General features: G+C 73.8%; 18 protein-coding genes. 2 read left to right on the top strand and 16 right to left on the bottom strand.

Going from position 1 to position 20,198, the window contains the following annotated elements:
• Positions 1-75 precede the first annotated feature (75 nt).
• A complete protein-coding gene (locus tag E6P78_RS11560; RefSeq protein ID WP_136203453.1) occupies positions 76-1,161 on the top strand; it encodes a methyltransferase in 1,086 nt (361 codons plus the stop codon).
• 173 nt (positions 1,162-1,334) lie between these two features.
• Here the strand turns inward: E6P78_RS11560 and E6P78_RS11555 are convergent, their stop codons facing one another.
• The 10 genes from E6P78_RS11555 to E6P78_RS11500 all read right to left on the bottom strand — a co-directional run bounded on the left by E6P78_RS11555 (position 1,335) and on the right by E6P78_RS11500 (position 12,386).
• Entirely contained in the window at positions 1,335-2,849 is a 1,515-nt protein-coding gene (locus E6P78_RS11555; RefSeq protein ID WP_136203452.1) for an FAD-dependent monooxygenase, read from the bottom strand.
• Positions 2,850-3,069: 220 nt separating this feature from the next.
• Positions 3,070-4,584 carry an FAD-dependent oxidoreductase gene (locus tag E6P78_RS11550; RefSeq protein WP_276607216.1) on the bottom strand — a complete coding sequence of 505 codons (1,515 nt, stop codon included), beginning with the start codon at positions 4,582-4,584 and terminating at the stop codon, positions 3,070-3,072.
• A gap of 2 nt (positions 4,585-4,586) precedes the next feature.
• Entirely contained in the window at positions 4,587-5,531 is a 945-nt protein-coding gene (locus E6P78_RS11545; RefSeq protein WP_136203451.1) for an aromatase/cyclase, read from the bottom strand.
• A gap of 222 nt (positions 5,532-5,753) precedes the next feature.
• Positions 5,754-6,542, bottom strand: coding sequence for a 3-oxoacyl-ACP reductase FabG (gene fabG / locus E6P78_RS11535; protein WP_136203449.1), 789 nt, complete (start codon positions 6,540-6,542; stop codon positions 5,754-5,756).
• 12 nt (positions 6,543-6,554) lie between these two features.
• A complete protein-coding gene (locus tag E6P78_RS11530; protein WP_136203448.1) occupies positions 6,555-6,824 on the bottom strand; it encodes an acyl carrier protein in 270 nt (89 codons plus the stop codon).
• 90 nt (positions 6,825-6,914) lie between these two features.
• Positions 6,915-8,129 (bottom strand): ketosynthase chain-length factor, encoded by a 1,215-nt coding sequence (locus tag E6P78_RS11525; protein ID WP_136203447.1) that lies wholly within the window; start codon positions 8,127-8,129, stop codon positions 6,915-6,917.
• A complete protein-coding gene (locus E6P78_RS11520; protein ID WP_136203446.1) occupies positions 8,126-9,397 on the bottom strand; it encodes a beta-ketoacyl-[acyl-carrier-protein] synthase family protein in 1,272 nt (423 codons plus the stop codon). Before E6P78_RS11520 ends, E6P78_RS11525 begins: the two co-directional genes overlap by 4 nt.
• The gene (locus E6P78_RS11515) at positions 9,394-9,723 is read right to left on the bottom strand and encodes a TcmI family type II polyketide cyclase (protein WP_136203546.1); all 330 of its coding nucleotides are present in this window, start codon (positions 9,721-9,723) and stop codon (positions 9,394-9,396) included. The genes E6P78_RS11520 and E6P78_RS11515 overlap by 4 nt, the downstream gene beginning before the upstream one ends.
• Positions 9,724-10,015: 292 nt before the next feature.
• The gene (locus E6P78_RS11510) at positions 10,016-10,234 is read right to left on the bottom strand and encodes a hypothetical protein (RefSeq protein ID WP_206307786.1); all 219 of its coding nucleotides are present in this window, start codon (positions 10,232-10,234) and stop codon (positions 10,016-10,018) included.
• A gap of 679 nt (positions 10,235-10,913) precedes the next feature.
• Entirely contained in the window at positions 10,914-12,386 is a 1,473-nt protein-coding gene (locus E6P78_RS11500; RefSeq protein ID WP_136203445.1) for an FAD-dependent monooxygenase, read from the bottom strand.
• Between the two features lie 187 nt (positions 12,387-12,573).
• Between E6P78_RS11500 and E6P78_RS11495 the strand changes: the two genes are divergently transcribed.
• The gene (locus tag E6P78_RS11495) at positions 12,574-13,071 is read left to right on the top strand and encodes a nuclear transport factor 2 family protein (RefSeq protein WP_136203444.1); all 498 of its coding nucleotides are present in this window, start codon (positions 12,574-12,576) and stop codon (positions 13,069-13,071) included.
• A gap of 123 nt (positions 13,072-13,194) precedes the next feature.
• On the opposite strand, the gene E6P78_RS11490 is transcribed toward E6P78_RS11495, so the two are convergent.
• The 6 genes from E6P78_RS11490 to E6P78_RS11470 all read right to left on the bottom strand — a co-directional run bounded on the left by E6P78_RS11490 (position 13,195) and on the right by E6P78_RS11470 (position 19,926).
• Positions 13,195-13,611: a pyridoxamine 5'-phosphate oxidase family protein gene (locus tag E6P78_RS11490; RefSeq protein WP_136203443.1), complete on the bottom strand. Its 417-nt coding sequence runs from the start codon at positions 13,609-13,611 to the stop codon at positions 13,195-13,197.
• A 609-nt stretch (positions 13,612-14,220) separates the two neighbouring features.
• Positions 14,221-14,361 carry a hypothetical protein gene (locus E6P78_RS32730; RefSeq protein ID WP_168712598.1) on the bottom strand — a complete coding sequence of 47 codons (141 nt, stop codon included), beginning with the start codon at positions 14,359-14,361 and terminating at the stop codon, positions 14,221-14,223.
• 11 nt (positions 14,362-14,372) lie between these two features.
• Positions 14,373-15,992, bottom strand: a complete 1,620-nt coding sequence (locus tag E6P78_RS11485) for a condensation domain-containing protein (protein ID WP_240799161.1) — start codon at positions 15,990-15,992, stop codon at positions 14,373-14,375.
• A 187-nt stretch (positions 15,993-16,179) separates the two neighbouring features.
• Complete coding sequence (locus tag E6P78_RS11480) at positions 16,180-16,989, bottom strand: 4'-phosphopantetheinyl transferase superfamily protein (RefSeq protein ID WP_136203441.1); 810 nt, start codon at positions 16,987-16,989, stop codon at positions 16,180-16,182.
• Between the two features lie 175 nt (positions 16,990-17,164).
• Positions 17,165-18,949, bottom strand: a complete 1,785-nt coding sequence (locus E6P78_RS11475; RefSeq protein WP_136203440.1) for an acyl-CoA dehydrogenase — start codon at positions 18,947-18,949, stop codon at positions 17,165-17,167.
• Between the two features lie 26 nt (positions 18,950-18,975).
• A complete protein-coding gene (locus E6P78_RS11470) occupies positions 18,976-19,926 on the bottom strand; it encodes an aromatase/cyclase (protein WP_136203439.1) in 951 nt (316 codons plus the stop codon).
• Positions 19,927-20,198 lie beyond the last annotated feature (272 nt).

Here is a 20,198-nt window from a genome sequence, read left to right as displayed (position 1 = left end):
TCCTGCCTACCGTGGCGTGACGGGTCCCTTCCGGCGGTTGGGACAGAGTTCTCGCTCTTCTGCCCTGGAGGAACCATGCCTGCTGTGCCACCCCCCGAAGTCGTCCGCGCCGCGGAGAGGACCCGGGCGGACCTGCAGAAGCAGGTCCGGGAGCTGGCCCCGCCCCCGTTCGCCCTGCTCGAACTGGCCATGGGTTCGATGGTGACCCAGGCCCTGTACGCCGTCGCCGAGCTGCGTGTGGCCGAGGCCCTGCAGGCCGGTCCGCGACCGGTCGCGGAGGTCGCGGCGGAGGTCGGCGCGGACGCCGGGGCGCTGGAGCGGGTGCTGCGCCTCCTCGCGAGCCAGGGCGTGTTCGAGGGCCGGGAGGACGGCCGCTGGGCGCTGACGCCGATGGCCGACGCGCTGCGCGCCGACCACCCGGCGACGATGCGCGACCTCTGTGTGCTGATGGGCCACCCGACGCACTGGGAGGACTGGGACGGATTCCTGGATTCCGTGCGGACCGGCGAGCCCAGCCTTCCGAAGCGGCGTGGTGCGGGCGCCTTCGAATACTTCATGCAGAACCCGGAGTACGGCGCGGTGTTCATCGGCGGAATGGGCAACATGTCCGCCACCGAGACCGACCCGGTCGTGGCCGCGTACGACTTCTCGCAGTTCGGTACGGTCCTGGACTTCTGCGGCGCCAACGGCGCGCTGCTGGCCGGCATTCTGAACAGTGCTCCGGACACCAAGGGCATCCTGTCGGACCCGCGTGTCGCCGGGAACGGCGCGGCGGAGTTCCTGGAGGCGCAGGGGGTCGCGGACCGCGTGACCCTGGCCGACGGCGACTTGTTCGAGCCGATGCCGGCGGGCGCGGACGCGTACGTCCTCAAGCACATCGTGCACGACTGGCCCGAGGAGCAGGCGCTGCAGATCCTCCGGAACGTGCGCGCCGCGGTCAAGCCGGGCGGCAAGCTCCTGCTTGTCGAGATGGTGGTTCCGGAGAAGGGCAACGAGCCGCACTCGGGCAAGCTCGTCGACCTGTGGCTGCTGCTGCTCGTGGGCGGCAGGGAGCGCACCCGGTCGCAGTACGCGGAGCTGGTGGCGAAGGCCGGCTTCCGGCTGGAGCGGGTCGTCGAGACCGCCGCGGCCGTCTCGGTCGTCGAGGCCGTCGCCGTCTGACGCCCTCCGGACGGGCCCCGGTTCCGCGCTCCCCCGGCGCGGAACCGGGGCCCCGCGCCGTTCCGGGGCACCGCACGCGGCGGGCCGCCGGGCCCGTACGGAAGCCGGCGGGGTGCGTACGCGGTTCTCGCGTACGCACCCCGCCGGCTTCCGTGCCGTTGCCCCGGGAACGGTCAGGGGGCGGCGGGTCCGAGCCACCGCTCCAGCGCGGCCGTCAGGCCCCGCGCAAAACCGCCCGCCCAGGCCACGTACCCGTCGGGGCGGACCAGCAGCGCGCCGGCGCCGGCCAGCACGTCCGGGCCGTCGACCGGCTTGGCGGACACGGTGTGCACGTCGAGGCGGCCCAGGTGTCCGGCCGCCGCACGGCGCACCCCGGCGTCGTCGGCGAGGTCGAGCAGCACGGCCCGGCCCGTGCGCAGCAGTTGCGCGACGCGGTGCTGCCCGCCGTCCGCGTCGACCAGCGGACGCGGCGGCATCCGGCGGCCGACCAGCGGGTGGGCGTCCTCGCCTGCCCCGAGGTCGTAGCGGATGTCGAGGTGGCTGACCGCACCGGCCAGGTGCCGCTTGACGTCGTCGTACCGGACCAGCTCGGAGAACAGCTCGCGCAGCGGGTCCGACTCCGCTCCGCCGAGGAAGACCACCCCCTGGGCCCGGGTGTTGGCCAGCAGCCGGCGGCCGACCGGCCACCGCTCGGCGTGGTAGGTGTCCAGCAGCGCCCCGGGGGCGTCGCCGCGGACCACGGCGGCGAGCTTCCAGCCGAGGTTGGCCGCGTCCTGCACGCCCGCGCTCAGGCCCTGGCCGCCGGCCGGGAGGTGGATGTGCGCCGCGTCGCCGGCCACGAACACCCGGCCGCGCCGGTACGCGGAGGCCTGGCGGGTGGCGTTGGTGAAGGAGGAGACCCAGTCGGCGCCGCCATGCGAGATGTCCTCGCCGGTGATGGCCTGCCAGGCCGCCGCGACCTCCTCGAACGTGACGGTCCGCTCGCGGTCGTGCGCGGGCGTGCCGTCGGGGCAGACGATGATCCGGTCCACGCCCTCGGCGAGCGGGGCGGCCATCACCATGCCGTTGTTCAGGCGCTCGCCGAGGAACCGGGGCCGCAGCGCGCAGCCGGTGACGTCGGCGAGGTACATGCCCTGGGTGGCGTCGGTGCCGGGGAACTCGAACCCGGCGGCCCTGCGGACCCGGCTGGCGCCCCCGTCGGCGGCCACCAGGTACGCGGCGCGCAGTCGCTGTTCGGTGCCTTCGGGCGTCCGGACGGTGATCTCGGCGTGGTCCCCGTCGAGGAAGCCGTCGGCGAGGGAGAGGAACTCCCAGCCGCGCCGGACGTCGGCGCCGAGCTCGACGGCCCAGCCCTCCAGCACGGCCTCGGTCTCCCCCTGCGGGATGCCGCGGGCGCCGAAGTGCGCGTCCTCCAGCACGGTGAAGTCGAACTGGGCCCCGCCGAAGTGCCCCATGGGGCTGGTGGCGAGGGTCTCGCCCTGGCCGAACCGGGGCAGCAGCCCGCGCTCGTCGAACACCTCCATGGCACGGGCGGTGAAGCCCAGGCCGCGGGACTGCCCGGTCGGCGCAGCCAGCTTCTCGATCACGACGACGCGGGCTCCGCCCAGGCGCAGTTCGCCGGCGAGCATCAGTCCGGTCGGACCGGCTCCGACGACGATGACGTCGGCGTCCGCGGCTGTCCCTTTCATGGGGTGTCCTTCCTTGCAGTGGGGATCGCTGGGCACTGGCTTCGTGGGGGGTGGGTGGGTGCGGACGCGTCCGCCCCGGAGGGCGGACGCGTCCTCGGTCCGGCCGGGCGCGCGGCCGGCGTCCGGTGTACGGCCGGGCGCCCGTTCCGGACCGGTTCCGTGGGCCCGGGGCCGGGGCGCCGCGCGCCCCGGGCCTCCGGCGCTACTTTCGAAACACGCTCTAGTTCCGGGCCGGCCCGAACCACCGTTCAAGGGCCTCGGCAAGGCCGTCCTCGGTCCGGCCCGCCCACGCCACGTGACCGTCGGGCCGTACGAGCAGGGCGCCGGTCTCCCCCGTCGGGGAACCGGGCCCCACCTCGCCGGCGACGGCCGTGACGCGGTCGGCCCAGCCGCCGGGCAGCCGTACGCCGGTGCCGCCCAGGACGAGCAGCAGTCCGCCGCGGGGCCGCAGCAGTTCGGCCGTGGTGAGCTCGCGGCCGCCGGTCCGTACGGCGGTGTGCGGCAGCCGGGCGCCGAGCAGCGGGTGTGCGGGGCCCGGGACCGGGTAGCGCACGTCGAGTCCGCTGATCATCCCGGCCAGGTGGTCCCGTACCTCCTCCAGGGCGACCAGCTCGCCCAGCAGGGCGCGCAGCGGTTCCGCCTCCGGGCCGCCGAGCAGAAGCAGGGCCTGGGCCTCGATGTCGGCCAGGACCCGGCGGCCCACCGCGTGCCGCTCCTCGTGGTAGGTGTCGAGGAGGCTCTCGGGCGCCTGCCCACGTACGGTGAGCGCGAGCTTCCAGCCCAGGTTGAAGGCGTCCTGCAGGCCGAGGTTGAGGGCCTGGCCGCCGATCGGCATCTGCCGGTGCGCGGCGTCCCCCGCGAACAGAATCCGCCCGTGCCGGTAGGAGGCCAGCTGCCGGGAGGCGTCGCCGAAGGAGTTCACCCACAGCGGTGTGCCGCCGCTGATGTCCTCCCCGGTGACGCGCTTCCAGACGGTCGCGACCTCCTCGAACGAGGGGGCCGAGGTGCGCGGGCGCGCGGTGGAGCCGAACTCGTGCGCCATGACGCGGGTGACGCCCCTGTCGTTGCGCCAGGCGACGGCGAGCCCTCGCTCCAGGCGCTGGAAGCGCCGGTCGGGGACGTCGATGCCCTCGACGTCGGCCCGCAGCAGCTCCCGTACGGCGTCGTGGCCGGGGAACCCGGCCCCGGTCAGCCGTCGTACGGTGCTGTCCTCGCCGTCGCAGGCGACCAGGTAGCGGGCCCGCAGCCGCAGCACCCCGTCGCGCCCGACGGCCTCGGCCTCGACGTGGTCGCCGACCTCACCGGCCGCGGCCAGCTCGTGGCCGCACCGGATGTCGACGCCGAGGGAGAGCGCCCACTCCTCCAGGACCGCCTCGGTCCTGGTCTGCGGCACCTTCCACTGCCCGGGGTGGGGACCGGGCAGGGTGAGGTCGAGGGGGAGGCCGCCGAAGTGGCCGCGTGGCTCGTTCGGCGGCGTGCCGACGTCGGGCAGCAGCTCCCGCGCGTCGAGGATCTCCATGGTGCGGGCGTGCAGCGTGGAGGCCCGGGACTCGGTGGAGGGGCCCTTGCGCCGCTCCACCACGACGACGTCCACGCCGCCGCGGGCCAGCTCGGCGGCGAGCATCAGCCCGACGGGGCCGGCCCCGACGACGAGGACCTGGGTGTCGAGCCGGTCCGGGCGGCGCGTGCCGCCCGGAGCCGGCTCCGCGCCGTCCGCCGCGGAATCGGGCGCCACGGTCAGGAGGCCTTCGACTCGGCGTGGGCCTTCGCGTGGGCGAGGGTGGCGCAGCTGTTGGTGGACAGCGCCGTGTGGACGTACTCGCGGGCGTCGGCCACGGTGGCTTCGGGGCCGAGGACGCGCGCGATGTTCTCGGTGTTGAGGGTGACCGTGTGCTGCGAGGAGACGTCGGTGCCGGCGTCTGTCTCGACGAAGGTCCACTCGCCGGTGTGCAGGGTCATCAGCGCCGGCAGGGTGACCTGCTTGTAGGCGATCTTGGCGTGGGGGAAGACGACCCGGTACGACTTGGTGGTGTGCACCGAGCCGTCCTTGGCGCGGGTGTCCATCTCCAGCTCCTGCAGGCCCGGGGTGTCCTCGGCGAGGCGCACCACGGCCACGTGCGGGAGCCGCTCGGCCCACAGCTGGGCCTCGTTGATGAAGTCGAACGCGTCCTTGGCGGAGCCGCCGGTCCGGACGGTGTCGGTGAACGAGAAGGTCAGCTCCTCGGTCTCCGCGGCGTGGGCCGCCTCGACGTTGGCCTTGAGGGCGGCCAGCTCGGAGGTGCTGTTCTTGTCCACCGCCCGCTCGATCCACAGCAGGTCGTGCGGGTCGTCGCCGACGGCGCTGTAGTCGTGCAGGAGCCGGACGCGGGCCTCCGCCCCGCCGAGCGGCTCGATGATCCAGGTGCCGCCCATGTGCTTGACGGGCTCCGCCGGGACCTCCTGGCGGAAGGTGATGCGCAGGCCCTCCGGGTCCAGGGTGCGCCGCGAGGTCCAGTTCTTCGGCAGGCCGTTGGCGGTCGCCCAGATCCGAATCCTCTCCTCGTCGCCCTCGGCCTCGACCCGGTCCACGTGGATGGTGGGCGGGAAGATGCGCGGCCAGTTGGTCACGTCCGCGAGCAGCTGGTACACGGCGGCGGCCGGGGCGCCGATGGTGATCTCGTGCTCGACCTCACGCGTGGTCATGACGGGTTCTCCTCAAGTGGTTTCCGGTGGTGCGTGGGGCGGGCGACCAGGGCGGTGTTCCGAAAGTGGCGCCGTCCGCCCGGAGGGCGGGCCGGGCGGCGTCTGGTGCGTACGATCGCAAGGCGCCGGGAACCCTCGTAGCGGAGCTGGTAGGGCTTTTCGGCAACGCCGCGAGCGTGCGTGCCAGGCGTCGCCCGGCAGGCGGGACTTTCGGAACACGCCCTAGAAGTTGCCCAGTCCGCCGCAGACGTTGAGCGCCTGGGAGGTGATGGAGGCGGCGGTGTCCGAGGCCAGGTAGCCGACCAGGCCGGCGACCTCCTCCGGGGTGGAGTAGCGGCCGAGCGGGATCTTCGCCTGGAACTTCTCGAGGATGGCGTCCTCGGAGGTGTCGTAGGCGGCGGCGTAGCCCTGGCGCACGCGCTGGGCCATCGGGGTCTCCACGTAGCCGGGGCAGACCGCGTTGACGGTGATGCCGGTCGGGGCCAGCTCGTTGCCGAGGGCCTTGGTGAAGCCGACGACGCCGTGCTTGGAGGCCGAGTACGGGGCGCCGAGGACGACGCCCTGCTTGCCGGCGGTGGAGGCGATGCTGATGATCCGGCCGCGGTCCTTGGCACGCATCCCGCCGATCGTCAGGGCGGCGCGGGTGACGCGGAAGACGCTGTTGAGGTTGGTGTCGATGACGTCGTCCCACAGCTCGTCCGCGATGTCGGCGGTGGGACCGCCGCCGGAGCGGCCGGCGTTGTTGACCACGACGTCGACGGTGCCGAAGCGGTCGACCGCGCTCCGGACCCAGGCGTCGACGGACGCGGTGTCGCGGACGTCGACCACGCCGCCGTCCACGTCCAGGCCCTCGGCCTGGAGCTCCTTGACGGTCTCGGCCACGTTGTCGGCGTTGCGTGCGCCGATGAACACCCGGTGGCCGTCGCGGGCGAGCAGGCGCGCCGAGGACAGGCCGATGCCGCTGGTGGCGCCGGTGACGAGGGCGACCCGGGGGGTGGTGTGCTGCGTCATGTCCGGATCTCCTCAGGCGGCCTGGGCGGGGGCGAGCTGGGTGTTGACGACCTCGATGAAGGCCCGCGGGGTGTGCGCGTCGTTGACGGCCTCCTCGTCGAGGGATATGCCGTACTCGCGCTCGATGAGGCTGCCGGCCTCCAGCAGCGCGAGGGACTCGTAGCCGAGCACGTCGAACTCCGTGTCGAGGATGTCACCGTCCAGGTCGACGCCCTCGGCCACGCCTGCGGCCTCCTGCAGGGTGTGCTTGAGGTCGTCGAGGGTGAACGCCTTGGTGGCCATGGTGGAAGTCCTTTTCGTCCGTGAGGTGGTGTGGGTCGGTGCGTGGGCGGTGGGTGGCCCCGGGCGGGGCCGCCCGCCGTTCGGGGCTCTCTAGTCCACGGCGCGTACGACCATGGCGGAGTTGAAGCCGCCGCTGCCGCGGGCCAGGACGAGCGCGGTGCGCACCCGGACCTCGCGCGGCCGGCCGAGGACCAGGTCCAGGGGGTAGTCCGGGCACGGGTCGACGTGCACGGTCGGCGGGACGACCCCGTCGCGGATCGAGAGGAAGGCGGCGGCCAGGTCCAGCGGCGAGGCGCCCGAGTACAGGCGGCCCGTCATGGTCTTGGGCACGGTCACCGGGACGGAGCGGGGGCCGAAGACGGCGCTGATCGCCTCGGCCTCGACGCGGTCGAGGGCCGGGTCGCCGGCACCGTCGGCGAAGACCACGTCCACCTCGCCGGGGGCGGTCCCGGCGTCGGCGAGCGCGACCTGGACGGCCTTGCGCAGGCCCGGTTCGCGGCCGCTGCCCGGCCGGGGGTCCATCGTCGCCCCGTAGCCGGCGATCTCGCCGTAGACGTGGGCGCCGCGGGAGCGGGCCGCGCCGGCGTCCTCGGCGATGAGGATCGCGCCGCCCTCGCCGGGCACGTAGCCGCGGGCGTCGCGGTCGAAGGGCAGGTAGGCGCGGGTGGGTTCGCTGCTGGTGCTGAGCCTGCCCGTGGACAGCTGCGCCACCCAGCCCCAGGTGCAGATCGATGCGTCCACACCACCGGTGACGATCAGCGGGGTGCCCTTGCGGATCTGACGGCGGGCCTGGGCGACGGCGTCGAGGCCGCCTGCTCCCTCGCTGACGACGACGCCGGAGGGGCCCTTCATCCCGTTGCGGATCGAGATCTGGCCACTGTTGACGGCGTAGAACCAGGCGAAGGACTGGTACGCGGAGACGTACTGGCTGCCCCGGGCCCACAGGCTCTGCAGCTCGCCCTGGCCGAACTCGAAGCCGCCGGCCGCGGACGCCGTGATGACGCCCATGTCGAACTCGGGCTGCTTCCCGGGGTCGACGCCCGCGTCTGCGAGCGCCCAGTCCGTGGCGACCAGCGCCAGCCGGGTGACCCGGTCGGTCTGCGGCAGCAGACGGCTGGGCAGGTGGTCCTCGGCCGCGAAGCCGGGGATCTCGCCGGCCAGCCCGGCCGGGTAACCGGCCGGGTCGAAGCGGGTAATGCGGCCGATGCCGTTCTTCCCGCCCAGGGTCGCGTCCCAGTAGTCCTCGGCGCCGAGCCCGTTGGGGGAGGCGACGCCCAGACCGGTAACCACCACCGACGTGGTCATACGAGAATCCTTTCGGGGCTGGCCAGCACCATGGCGCTCTGGAAGCCGCCGAATCCGCTGCCGACCGTGAGGACCGCGTCGACGGGCTGGTCGCGCGCAGTCACGGGGACGTAGTCGAGGTCACACTCGGGGTCGGGCGTGGTGAGGTTGGCCGTCGGGGGCACGACGTCGTACTCCATGGCCAGGGCCGAGGCGGCGATCTCGATGGAGCCGATGGCGCCGAGCGAGTGCCCGACCATCGACTTGATGGAGCTGACCGGAGTGCGGTAGGCGTGGTCGCCGAGGCTGCGCTTGAAGGCGGCCGTCTCGTGCCGGTCGTTCTGCTTGGTGCCCGAGCCGTGCGCGTTGATGTAGTCGACGGCCTCGGGGTTCATCCGGGCCTCGGCGAGCGCGAGGTTGATGGCCTCGGACATCTCGACACCGTCGGGGCGCAGGCCCGTCATGTGGTACGCGTTGGAGCGCGTGGCGTAGCCGGCGATCTCCGCGTAAATGTGGGCGCCGCGCTTCTTGGCGCTCTCCAGCTCCTCCAGGACGAAGAAGGCGGTGCCCTCGCCCAGGACGAAGCCGTTGCGGGTGCTGTCGAAGGGCCGGGAGGCGCGTCCGGGCTCGTCGAACCGCGGGGTGGTGGCCTTGATCGCGTCGAAGCAGGCCATCGTGATCGGCGAGATCGGCGCGTCGGACGAACCGGCGATCACGACGTCCGCGGTGCCCTCGCGCACCAGCTCGACGGCGTAGCCCACCGAGTCGATGCCGGAGGTGCAGCCGGTGGAGACCACGGTGGAGGGGCCCTCGGCGCCGACGGCCCAGGCGACCTCGGACGCGAAGGAGCTCGGCACCATGTAGTCGTACAGGTGCGGCACCGCGTACGCGTGGTCGACGAGGTCGAGCCGGCCGCCGTCGGAGACGACCCGGTACTCCTCGTCGAGGCCCATCGTGGCACCGACAGCGCTGCCGACGGTGACGCCGATGCGGTGGGGGTCGTACCCCTCGAGGTCGATGCCGCTGTCGGCGACCGCGCCGCGCGAGGCGACGACGGCGAACTGCGCTGCCCGGTCGAGGCGGCGCACCTCCTGCGGCGCCAGGCCGTGCGCGTACGGGTCGAAGTCGACCTCGGCGGCGACCCGGGAGCGGAACTGCGCCGGGTCGAAGAAGGTGATCCCGCGGGTGGCCGTGCGACCCTCGCTCAGCAGGGCCCAGAACTTCTCCCTGCCCACGCCGCCGGGTGCGATCACCTCGATGCCGGTGATGACCACGCGTCGGCGGTTCACGCGTTCGCCTCCCACGTGTAGAAGCGCTGCGCCATGGCGTCGGCCGGCGAGCGCCAGGTCTTCGGGTCGTACGCCTCGATGAAGGGCTTGAGGTCCTCGCTGATCCCCACGAAGCGCGGGTCCGTCTTGGCCTGCTCGATCAGCTCGCCCCCGTTGTCCTCGTCGAAGTCCTGGAGATGGAAATAGAGGCCCCGGTACGAGAACAGCTGGCGGCGCCGCGTCCCCATGCGGTGAGGCATGTCCGTCGCGTCGAATTCGGAGAACAGCTTGGCCACATCGGTGGCGGATGCGGCTGCCATCCGTGCGACAATCAGCGTGCTGTGCATAAGGTTTAGCTCCTCAGCGGTTGCATGGGAGGGATTACGGAAAGGCCGGGTCCTCGGTAATTCGTGGCCGGGAATGGACTCGCCACCCGTCTTGACGGTCCCGCACACAGATCGCGGCTCGCCCGGGGGATTCTCGAATTCCACCGGAGCCGGGCGGCCGGACGCCGCCGGACGGGTGCGCGGGCGGGCACCGCGTCCCGGGCACACGCGCGGGACGCCCGGCCCCCGAAGGCGGGGAGCCAGGCGTCCCGGGGCGTGTGCGGGCCGGTCGCGCCGTCGCCGGCGCGCCGGATCACTCGCCGGCGGCGCGGGTGTGGACCACCTGGTAGGTGTTGACGTACGGGGCGCCGACGGCCACGGCGCGGACCCGGCCCATGGCGGCCTTGCGGGCCTCGGGCTGCTTCTCCGGGGCCTGGTGGCGGTAGGCCTCGAAGGCCTCCTTGCTGTCCCACTGCGAGTAGGAGACGACGAAGGTGCCGTCCAGGCCGCGGGCCCGCAGACCCTTGAGCACGATGTGCGAGCGGAAGCCCGGCAGGTCCTTGAAGTGGCGTTGTCCCGACCTCGCGGCCTCGCGGCCCTCGGTGGGTGGGGGCTTGGGTCGCCCTTCCGGCGGCGAGCGCGCGGTGAAAGGGCTTGGGTCGTTCCTGGGCCTACGCGTGGGGCGGAGCGTGAGATGGTCGGGACATCCCCCTTGAAGTACTCCTGGCCGGCGCCGAGGGCGTCGATGGCCTCGTCCTGCGCGTCGGGGCGGACGACGAAGACGGAGATGCAGGTGTAGTCGTCGCGGTGCGGACCGATCTCGGCCTTGCCGCCGGGCCCGTCGGAGGTCAGGACGTAGGCGACCTCGTTCTGCAGGAGCTTGATCGAGGTGGTGATCTCGGAGAAGACCGGCAGGGTGCGGTGCTTGAACTCCTCGCCCGCGTAGCGCTTCTCGAGGTCCTCGCCGCTGCGCCACTGGATGAAGTTCGCGGTGCCCGGCTGGTCGACGCCCGCGTGGACCGTGGAGGACATCCAGCCCTCGTACGTGGCCGCGTCGACGATCTTCGTCATCTCCGCGATCAGGCTGTCCTGGTTCTCGGGCTTGTCGGTCGTGAAGAGGTTGAGGACGGTGAGGTGCTTGTCCTCGACAGAGATGAAAGGCATTCTTCTTCGCTTCCTTTGGAGGTGGGACGAAACCGGGCGGAACGCGCCTACTGTGCGGGACCGAACCAGTGGGAGAGGGAGTCGGTGAGGCCTGCGGGGCCGGCGCCGAGGGGCGCGACCCAGGCCACGTAGCCGTCGGGGCGGACGAGGATGGCGTCCACCGGCGCGGCGCAGTCGGGGTAGTCGACGCCGATCACGTCGACGCGGTCCGCCCAGCCGGCCGCCGCCTCGTGCAGGGCGGGGCCGCCGCCGAGGTCCAGGAGCACGGCCCGTCCGGCGGCCAGCAGCGCGAAGGCGGAGGTCTTCTCGCCGTCCGCGAGCAGTTCACGGTCGGGCAGCCGGCGGCCGAGCAGGGGGTGGTCGCCCTGGACCGTTTCGTGGCGGATGTCGAGGCCGGTGACCATCCCGGCCAGGTGCCGGCGGACCGAGTCGTGGTGTTCGACCAGCTCGGAGAAGACCTCGCGCATCGGGGTGATGTCGTCACCGCCGAGGTAGAGAATCCGCTGGGCGAGGGTGTTGGTCAGGATGCGGGCGCCGACCGGGTGCCGCTCCGCGTGGTAGGTGTCGAGCAGGCCTTCGGGCGCCCGGCCCTTGACGTCCAGGGCCAGCTTCCAGCCGAGGTTCACCGCGTCCTGGATGCCCGCGCTCATGCCCTGCGCGCCGATGGGCAGGTGGATGTGCGCGGCGTCGCCCGCGAGGAAGACCCGGCCGCGCCGGTACTCGGACGCCTGGCGGGAGTTGTCGGTGGTGGAGCTGACCCACAGCGGGGTGGCGCCGGAGATGTCCTCGCCGGTCAGGCGCTGCCAGGCCTCGACGACCTCGTCAAAGGCGAGGGGGCCCTCGGCGGTGCGCAGCGGCTGGGTGTTGTCGAAGTAGATGACGCGGGCGCGGTCCGGGCCCATCGGGATGACCATGACCATGCCGCCGGGGACGCGCTCGCCGCTGAAGCGGGGGCGCAGCTGGACGCCGGCGACGTCCGCGAAGCGGAGCTCCATGGCGGGTTCGGTGCCGGGGAAGTCGATGCCGGTGAGCTTGCGCACGACGCTGCGGGCGCCGTCGGCGCCGACCACGTGCCGGGCGCGCAGGCTCAGGGCGCCGTCGGCGGTGGAGCCGGTCACGGTGACACCGTCGGTGTCCTGGTCGAGGCCGACGACCTCGACGCCGCGGCGGATCTCGGCACCGAGCTCCCGGGCCCAGCCGCCGAGGACGCCCTCGGTGCGGGCCTGCGGGATGCCGCGGGCCCCGTAGGAGCCGCCCTCCAGCACCCGGTAGTCGAGCGGGACACCGCCGAAGTGGCCGACGGGTATGACGCCGACCTCACCGAAGCGGGAAATCAGACCGCGCTGCGCGAATTCCTCGATCGTACGTGCCGAGAAACCTAGGGCACGTGATTCCTGAATGGGTTCCGCGAGCTTGTCAAGCACGATGACGGAGACTCCATTGAGCCTCAATTCGCCCGCGATCATAAGTCCGGTGGGGCCGGCCCCCACGACAACGACGTCCGCATCAAAGGTGCGCATTTGCCCTCTTCCCACTGGTGTACTCCCAGTATCGCGAGGGTTCGGGCGGAGCGTAAATAGCGATCCGTACAGGCCTTTGAAAAGGAATGTCAGAAAAAGGCCGGCCACGTCAGATCTTCGTCAGGACTTCGTCGGGTCCTTGTCGACGGGGTTGCCCGCGCGGGTGCGCGCGGGCGCATGCTCGGGCATGACCTCCACTCACATTCCCGCCGGTCCCGCCGTCCCGGCCGCGGAGACCCCGGCGGAGTCCCGGGCCCTCGTGGCGGCCCTGCTGGACCGCTATCTGCTCTCGCTCGACGACGAGAAGCTCGACGACGCCTGGGCCGCGCGGCTGTTCACGCCGGACGGCGTCGTCGCCTTCCCGCCGATGAGCCGGCACGAGGGCGCCGAGGGCATGGCGAAGTTCCACCTCACCGCCCTGTCGGCCTTCGCCGCCACCCAGCACCTGGGCTCTGGGGCCCTGGTCGTCCTCGACGGCGACCGGGCGACGCTGCGGGCCAACGTGCTGTGCACGCACGTGCACCACCCGCACCACGCGCGCCCGCAAGGCGACCTGCCGCCGCTGTTCGCCACCGGCACGTTCGTCGACGGCGAGGCCCGGCGCACCCCGCTGGGCTGGCGGCTGACGCTGCTGTCCTTCCGCCTGCTGTGGGCGGACGGAACGCCGCCCCCGAAGGGAGCGTGAGAGGGCCCGGGGCCCTCCCCCGGGTTCCGTGCCCGGGGCCCGGCGGCCGCAACGGCACGTGCGCGGCGGCGCCGGGAGATCCTCCCGGCGCCGCCGCGCACGTGCCGTTGCGGCGTACCCGCCTCAGGTGTTGAGGCTGAGCACCCGGTCCACCTCGATCTCGATGACCACCCGGCCGGGCGGGTTCGGCGGCCCCGACCAGTACCGCTCGGCGTACCGCCGGGCCCCCTCGGCCACCCGCGCCGGCTCGGTGACAACGGTGCCGGTGCCCTCGAGCGTGACCCAGGTGAAGCCCTGCACCTGGCACAGCGTGACCCGGCCGCCCGGGGCCGCGAGCAGGTTCCTGGCCTTGCGCGAGGAGACCACCGTCATGACCCGGGCGAGGCCGGTGTCCGCGTCCCAGGTGAACCGCACGGGCGCCGTGTGGAGCGTCCCGTCGGGCCGGACGGTGGTGAGCGCGGCCACGTACCGGTGGTCGTTGAGGAACGCGTCGACCGAGGCGGACACCTCGGGCCGGCTCTCCCGCTTCGACAGCGGCATGGTGTGAATCCCTCCTTACGCCGGCGCACACACCGGCTTGGCTGCGGACGGTCCGGCCGGCCGTCGCCCGCCGGGCGGCGGTGCGCGGCGGCCGCGGCACCCGACGGGGCACCGCTTCCACCGCACGGGGCCGGCGCTCGCCGCGCCTACCGCTCGGTGGCCGCCGCGACCCCCACGGAACCCTCCGTGGCCCCGGGGGCCTCGCCGGACTGCCCGGCGGCGCTCATCGAGGACTGCCCTTCGGGCATCAGGAAGAAGACCACGAGCAGGGCGACGTGCGCGCCGGACGGGCCGCGGTCAGGGCCCGGGCCCGGTCCAGTCAGGCAGCCTGCCAGTGGGCCCTCGACCGGTGGTGGAGCGGCGCTGGACGGTAGGTCGAGACCCGCTCGCGGCCGTCGGAATCCGGCAGGGACATGGCGGAGGGGAGAGCCGGGGCGCAGGTCGGTGGGCTCGTGGTGGTCACGGCCAGGGCCGGAGCCGCCCGGATTCCGGACCCCGCACGATGCGCCACACGGGCTAAGGGCTTGCCGGAGAACAACACGTGGGCCAGCAGCACGCCAACCTGCGAGCCCAGGTCGCAAAACCCACAGGTTAATTCCCGGCAAGCCCTTAGTCGATGCCTCGGACGATGGTGAAGAACTCGGCGTCGTCGTCGTGGTCGGCACCGGCCAGCCTCAGCGGCGGGGCCGTACCCACGGGCACCATCCCGAACACGGCCATATCGATCTCGCGGAACTCCTGGTCGGACATGGGCAACTCCTTCAGGGTGTGTCGCCCCACGGTGTCAAGAAAGGCTCGGAATCGGCTCGACGGCCGCTCGCCCGCCGGTCGAGTACGGCCGGGTGCGGCCGGTCCGCCCGGCGGCGGGGCGGGGCGGCGATCCGCGGCAGCGCGTGGCCGGCGAGCGTGGCGAGCACGTCGGCGACCGTCGTTCGTTCGTCGGTGCGGGGCAGCTCCTTCAGCAGCCGTACGCAGTGCCCGACCAGGCGGCCCGCGTCGTCGGCCGAGATCCGGGCCCGGTCGTGCAGCGCGCTCAGGGTCAGCGCGCCGTTCGGCTCGCGGTGCGCGAACAGGGCCACCGGGAAGGCGGTGTGCGCACCGCTCGCCCTCGGCGGGTCCACCCGTACGCCGCCGGCGGCCAACTCGCCGCGCACCCCGGCCCGCCGGCGCGGCCTGCTCTCGACCGCCACGACGCTCTCCAGCAGACGGCCGCCGCCGGCGGCGCGGCCGGTCCACTCGTGGATCTGCCCGGCCGAGACCCATTCGTATGCCGCCATGTCGAGGGCACGGTCGCGCAGCCCGGTGAGCAGCTGGGGCAACCGGTGCGCGGGGTCGACCTGCACGGACATCGGCAGACAGGCGCGCAGCGGTCCCGGCAGCCGCTCGACGGCGTCCAGGGTGATGCCGCGTCCCGAGACGGTCACGCCGAAGCCGACCTGCGCGGGCCCGGTCGCGCCCGCGGCGCGGTAGAGCAGCAGCGCCCAGACCGCCTGCAGCGCGCTCGAGTCGGGCAGGGCCCTGGCTGCGGCCCAGCGGTGCAGCCGGTCGGCCTCGGCGGCGGTCAGCCGCCCCTCGGCACGCCCACAGCCGCTCTCCCGGGTGTCGGGTCCCGGAGCGGCCGGCAGCACGGCCGGAGCTCCGGGGGGCACGGCACGGGTCCAGAACTCCCGGGCGGGCCCCGGGTCCTGGCGGCCGAGCCACTGGAACCAGTCACGCATGTCGGGGCGCCGCTCACCGCCGGGCAGCGCCCCGCCGGCGAGGTACGCCCGGTAGAACTCGTCGATGAGGACGAACACGCTCCAGGCGTCGAGCAGCCCGTGGTGGAAGGTGAGCAGCACGCGGGTGACGGCCCCGGAGGCGTCCGGCGTCCGGCGCGCGACGGGCGGCGGCACCGCACCCGCACCACCGTCCGGCACCGCACCCCCGCCGCCGTCCGGCACCGCACCCGCACCGCCGTCCGGCGGCTCCGCGGGCTCCGCGGGCTCGTCCAGCAGGGTGACGCGCAGCGGGCCGGCGTCGCGCAGGTCGAAGCCCCGCAGCCGGTCGCGTTCCACGAGTTCGTCCCAGCCGACGCTGCCGGCGAGGTGACGGACCACCTCTGCCTCGGCCCGCTCGTGCAGCACCACGTGCGGTTCGGGGTCCCCGGCGAAGGCGGCCCGCAGCACCGTCTCGCGGTCGACCACCGACTGCCAGGCGGCCGTGAACCGCCCGGTGTCCAGGGGGCCCCGCCAGTGCCAGGAGATCTGCTCGACGTACCGGCCGGTGCCACGTTGCCCGAGGGGGTCCAGGAACAGGTCGCGCTGCTGCCGGGTCACCGGCAGGGACGGCGGCTCCGCGGCGCGGCCGCCCTGTCCCTGCTCCGCGCGCGGGCGACTCGGCATAGCCACGTTCGCCTCCTCCGGCACTCGTCCGTGCGGGCCGGCCCAGCCGTCGGCCGGGGCCCGGGAAGCACCCGGCCGCAGAAGGCGCGGAACTCCCGGGCCACCGTGGCGCAACCCGCTGCCGGGGCGCTGACAGACCGCTGACGCGGCTGGGGAAGCGTCGCAGAACCGGTGGAGTCGTACCGGATCACTCCGTGTTCATGCTCATCGCCGACAGGAAGCCCCGGTCGAGCATGGTGCCCACGGACGTGTCGTCCGCGGTGCACAGCCCCGCGTCGTGGCAGGCGGTGCTCACCAGGTACCGGCCCATGACCTCGTGCGTGGCGAAGCCCCACTCGCCACGGGTGGCGGCGCTGCCGTCCGGAGCGTGCAGCTTCAGCCCGCGTCCGAAGCCGAACTCCTTGAAGCCCAGCCGCAGTCCCTGTCCCAGCGCCTTGGTGTACGCCTCCTTCAGCGTCCACAGCCGCAGCGCGTGCGGCACCCGCTGCTCCTCCGGCAGCTCCGCGATCTCCGCCGACTCGATGGCGGTCAGGATCTGCGCCTCCAGCAGGTCCAGCCGGACCGCGCGCCCGGTCGGCTCCGCGTCCACCCCGATCCGGCCGGTGCGGCTCAGCCCCACGGCCATCAGCTCGCCGGTGTGCGACAGGCTCAGCTCGATCTGGTCGAAGCCGCGCAGGTACGGGCGTCCGCCGAGCCGGTAGGCCAGGTCGAGGTGCTCCGGCTCGATCCCCAGGGCCGCCCCGGCCGTGCACTTGATGAGCAGCCGGGCGGCGGCGAAACGGTAGCGGACGGTGGGATCGGGGGTACGGCGGTAGCGGTCCCAGTCCGCGCCGAGCAGTTCGGGCAGCCGGGGACTGGTCAGGACGCTCGGCAGCCATTCGCTCCACGTCGTGTAGACCACCGCGTTGCCGAGCTCGGCCAGGCTCTCCCGCACTCCGTGCCAGGGCCCGTCCGGCCGTGGCACGTGGACCGGTACGGCACACGTCACCTTGTTCATCGTCGCCTCCTGCGATGTCGTGCCGGTCGCCCATGACCCCGCGCAGGCGGCCGGCCGTCGTGCCGGGGTGCTCGTCCGGCGCCCCGGCACGGCCCCGCGGGGCGGGGATGTCCGTACGTGGCGGCGGGGGACGGCTCGCGGCCGTCGCCCGCCGGGCCCTGGGTCCGGTGTTCCGTCAGCCCGCGAGCCGCGTGCCGTACACGTCGAGGCTGCGCCCCTGCCGGCAGCGGTCGAGGGCCTCGTCCAGCACCGCCTCGACGACCCCGCCGGGCGGATTCGCCACCGGTACGCCCAGGCGGCGGCCGATGCGGCTGAGGGCGAGCACCGCCCACGCCGGCTCTCCGAGGAACGGGTCGCCGGCCTGTTCCTGCGCCTCCCAGACCCCCAGCACGGCGGCGGCCGAGAGCACCAGCGCGTAACGGTCGGCCAGGGCGCAGGCCTGCGGGCCGAAGTCCCCGCCGAGCGCGGCGCACCGGGCGCGCAGCACCCGCAGCTCCGCCACGAAGGCCCGCGCGAGGTCGGTCAGGGCCGCCACCGGCGTCCCCCCGCCGGTGCGGCCCTCCAGCCGGCCGGCCACCCCCACCAGGGTGGCGGTGAGCAGGTCGTCGGTACCGGAGTGGGCCAGCCGCCGGTGGTCGAAGGCGGGCAGCGGCGCGCCCGGCCGGAACAGCTCGGCCGGCGGTTCCGGGGTGCGGAACCAGGCCGTACGGGCCAGGGCCGGCAGCTGCGGCACGATCACCGCCTGGCAGACTGCCGTGCCCGCGTGCCCGAGGCCGGCGACCGGCAGGTCGCGTACGAGTTTCTGGAAGCCGCCGTACACCGGCCCCCGGTCGTAGCCGCGGCCGCCGAGCACCGTGGCCAGTTCCTCCAGGTCCTCGCGCAGCAGGTCCGGCATCGTGTACTTCACGGCCGCGCCCAGCAGGTACGACTCCTCGGGCACGAGGCTCATCGCCCGCAGCCCGGTGACCGCCATGGCGTCGCAGGCCAGCAGGTCGGCGAAGACCCCGGCGAGCGCCTTCTGGCGACGGCGGGAGGGCCGGCCGTCCGGCCGGTTCTCGGTGGCCGCGCGCACCGCCGAGCGCAGTACGCCGTCGACGCCCGCGAGCACGGTGGCCGGGATCAGGCAGTGGCTGATCTGAAAACTGCGCAGGGCCAGGGACACTCCGTCGCCGACGGCGCCGACCAGGGCGCCGTCGGGCAGGGCCACACCGTCGAGTTCGAGGCCGGAGAAGTGCGCTCCGCGCATGCCGGGCGTCTCCGTCCGGCCGAGCCGGCGCACCTCGCCGGCGGCCGGCGCGCCGGGTCCGAGCATGAGGACCGAGTGGCTGCGGGGGCCCGCCTCCCGCGAGGTGCGGGCGTACACCACGAACGCGTCGGCGCGGTGGGCGTTGATGACCACGTCCTTGCGCCCGCCGACCAGCCACCCGCCTGGGCGCCGCTCGGCATCCATCTCGTTGCGCAGGATGGCGTTGGCGTGCGCGACCTCGCGGTGCACGATCGTGACGCGGCCGCCGCCGAGCAGCACGTCGGCCAGGGAGCGCCGCTGGTGCTCGTCCCCCGCGGTCCACACCGAGGAGGCGGCGAACAGGGACGTGATACCGAAGCCGTAGCCGAGGGCCAGGTCGCGGCGGAACAACGGGCGCAGGACGCGGGCGAGTTCCTCCAGGGAGGTGAGGCGGCCGCCGAGGTCGTGGGGGACGAACTCGGCGGCCACGCCGGCCTCCGCGAGCAGCGCCTCGGTGGCCTCGGGCACCTCACGGGCCTCGTCGGCGCGCAGCAGCGCGAGGTGCCCGTGCGGGTTCCCGGGGTCGGACGGGTCGCCGAGCGCGGCTTCCAGGCGCGCGGCCCGCAGCGGCTCGGTGGCCCGCAGCGGCGGTGCGTCCGGGGCGTCGGCGCCGGTCCCCGCCGTGGCGGCGGCACCGGGGAGGCTGTCCCGTGCGGGGGCGTGGATGTCCCGCACGGGGGTCTGGGTGGTCCGGGCCGCGCTCACAGGACGCGGACCGAACCGAGGGCGTACCGCGTGGCGTACCGCAGAACGGACAGTCCTGCCTGGCCGAGCGCGTCGCGTGCGTAGTGGCCGGCGGCGACGGCGTCGGTGCCCTCGCCGAGCACCCGCTCGATGTTGTCCTCGTCGAGCAGCACGTGATGGCGGGCGATCAGGTTCACGCCCGTCTCGTCGGGCTCGATGGACCACTCGCCCGCGTGCGCGGCGTACAGCGGCGAGGTGCGGACCTGCTTGTAGACGATCCGCTGGGCGCCGGGGAAGCAGATGCGGACGGACTCGGTGCTGTGCGTGCCGCCGTCGATGGACAGGCTGCCCATGGACATCACCTGCACGCCCGGTTCGTCCTCGACCAGGTCCAGGCGGGCGACGTGGGGCAGTTCGGCGGGCCAGTCGTCGGCCCGGTACAGGAAGTCGAAGATCAGCTCGGCGGGGGCGTTGACGTGGAGGGTGTCCTCGAAGGACCACACCAGGTCGTCCAGCCGGGTCCAGCGCTCGGCGACCCGGGCGAGCCCGAGCTGGACGCTGCTGTTGGCCGCCGTGACCTCCTCCGCCCAGGCCGCGTCTGCGGGGTCGTCACCGGTGGCGGTGAAGGAGTGCTCCAGCGTCACCCGGGAGCGGTCGCCGAGCGGTTCCACGGTCCAGACCCCGCTCGCGGAGCGGGTGGGGTCGGTGGGCTGGTCCATGGTGAACTCCACGCGCAGCCGCTGCACGTCCAGACGGCGGTTGGAGATCCAGGACGTGACGGCGTCACCCGCCGTGGCCCACATGCGCAACCGCTCCCGCGTCCCCTGGAAGTCGAGCTGTTCGACGTGGACGCAAGGCGGAAAGAACAGCGGCCATCGCGTGGCGTCCGCGATCAGCCCGTACAGCACACCGGCCGGGGCCGCCGCGATCACTTGGTGGACCGTGCGGTGCACTCGCGCATCCGACATCTTCCACACCCTTCCCTTCGGCACTCCGGCCGACTCGGGCCGCCGCGTGCGGGTCGGCGGCTGATGCTGCCGGAATCCGCCTCGACCGGCGGCCGTGTCAACGACCCTGTCCGGAACGGCTCGTGGCCGGGCCGGGCCCGGCTGGAGCCGCCGTCGAGCCTGACCGGAGCGCCCTTCCCGCCCGTACGCCCCGGGCGGAAGCCGCACTCCCCCGGGGCAGGCACGATCCGCGCGGGACGGCCCCGGGGGGCGGGCGCGGGACCGGACCGGAG

This window comes from Streptomyces sp. A0958, from assembly GCF_004795035.1.
GTDB lineage: Bacteria > Actinomycetota > Actinomycetes > Streptomycetales > Streptomycetaceae > Streptomyces.
This window is presented reverse-complemented; position numbering and strand designations above follow the sequence as displayed.

What these genes read in the sequence shown, in the direction of transcription:
- E6P78_RS11560 (WP_136203453.1), top strand. Translation starts at nt 76, where the DNA reads ATGCCTGCTGTGCCACCCCCCGAAGTCGTCCGCGCCGCGGAGAGGACC.
- E6P78_RS11555 (WP_136203452.1), bottom strand. Translation starts at nt 2,849, where the DNA reads ATGAAAGGGACAGCCGCGGACGCCGACGTCATCGTCGTCGGAGCCGGT.
- E6P78_RS11545 (WP_136203451.1), bottom strand. Translation starts at nt 5,531, where the DNA reads ATGACCACGCGTGAGGTCGAGCACGAGATCACCATCGGCGCCCCGGCC.
- fabG (WP_136203449.1), bottom strand. Translation starts at nt 6,542, where the DNA reads ATGACGCAGCACACCACCCCCCGGGTCGCCCTCGTCACCGGCGCCACC.
- E6P78_RS11530 (WP_136203448.1), bottom strand. Translation starts at nt 6,824, where the DNA reads ATGGCCACCAAGGCGTTCACCCTCGACGACCTCAAGCACACCCTGCAG.
- E6P78_RS11525 (WP_136203447.1), bottom strand. Translation starts at nt 8,129, where the DNA reads ATGACCACGTCGGTGGTGGTTACCGGTCTGGGCGTCGCCTCCCCCAAC.
- E6P78_RS11515 (WP_136203546.1), bottom strand. Translation starts at nt 9,723, where the DNA reads ATGCACAGCACGCTGATTGTCGCACGGATGGCAGCCGCATCCGCCACC.
- E6P78_RS11500 (WP_136203445.1), bottom strand. Translation starts at nt 12,386, where the DNA reads ATGCGCACCTTTGATGCGGACGTCGTTGTCGTGGGGGCCGGCCCCACC.
- E6P78_RS11495 (WP_136203444.1), top strand. Translation starts at nt 12,574, where the DNA reads ATGACCTCCACTCACATTCCCGCCGGTCCCGCCGTCCCGGCCGCGGAG.
- E6P78_RS11490 (WP_136203443.1), bottom strand. Translation starts at nt 13,611, where the DNA reads ATGCCGCTGTCGAAGCGGGAGAGCCGGCCCGAGGTGTCCGCCTCGGTC.
- E6P78_RS32730 (WP_168712598.1), bottom strand. Translation starts at nt 14,361, where the DNA reads ATGTCCGACCAGGAGTTCCGCGAGATCGATATGGCCGTGTTCGGGATG.
- E6P78_RS11485 (WP_240799161.1), bottom strand. Translation starts at nt 15,992, where the DNA reads ATGCCGAGTCGCCCGCGCGCGGAGCAGGGACAGGGCGGCCGCGCCGCG.
- E6P78_RS11480 (WP_136203441.1), bottom strand. Translation starts at nt 16,989, where the DNA reads ATGAACAAGGTGACGTGTGCCGTACCGGTCCACGTGCCACGGCCGGAC.
- E6P78_RS11470 (WP_136203439.1), bottom strand. Translation starts at nt 19,926, where the DNA reads ATGTCGGATGCGCGAGTGCACCGCACGGTCCACCAAGTGATCGCGGCG.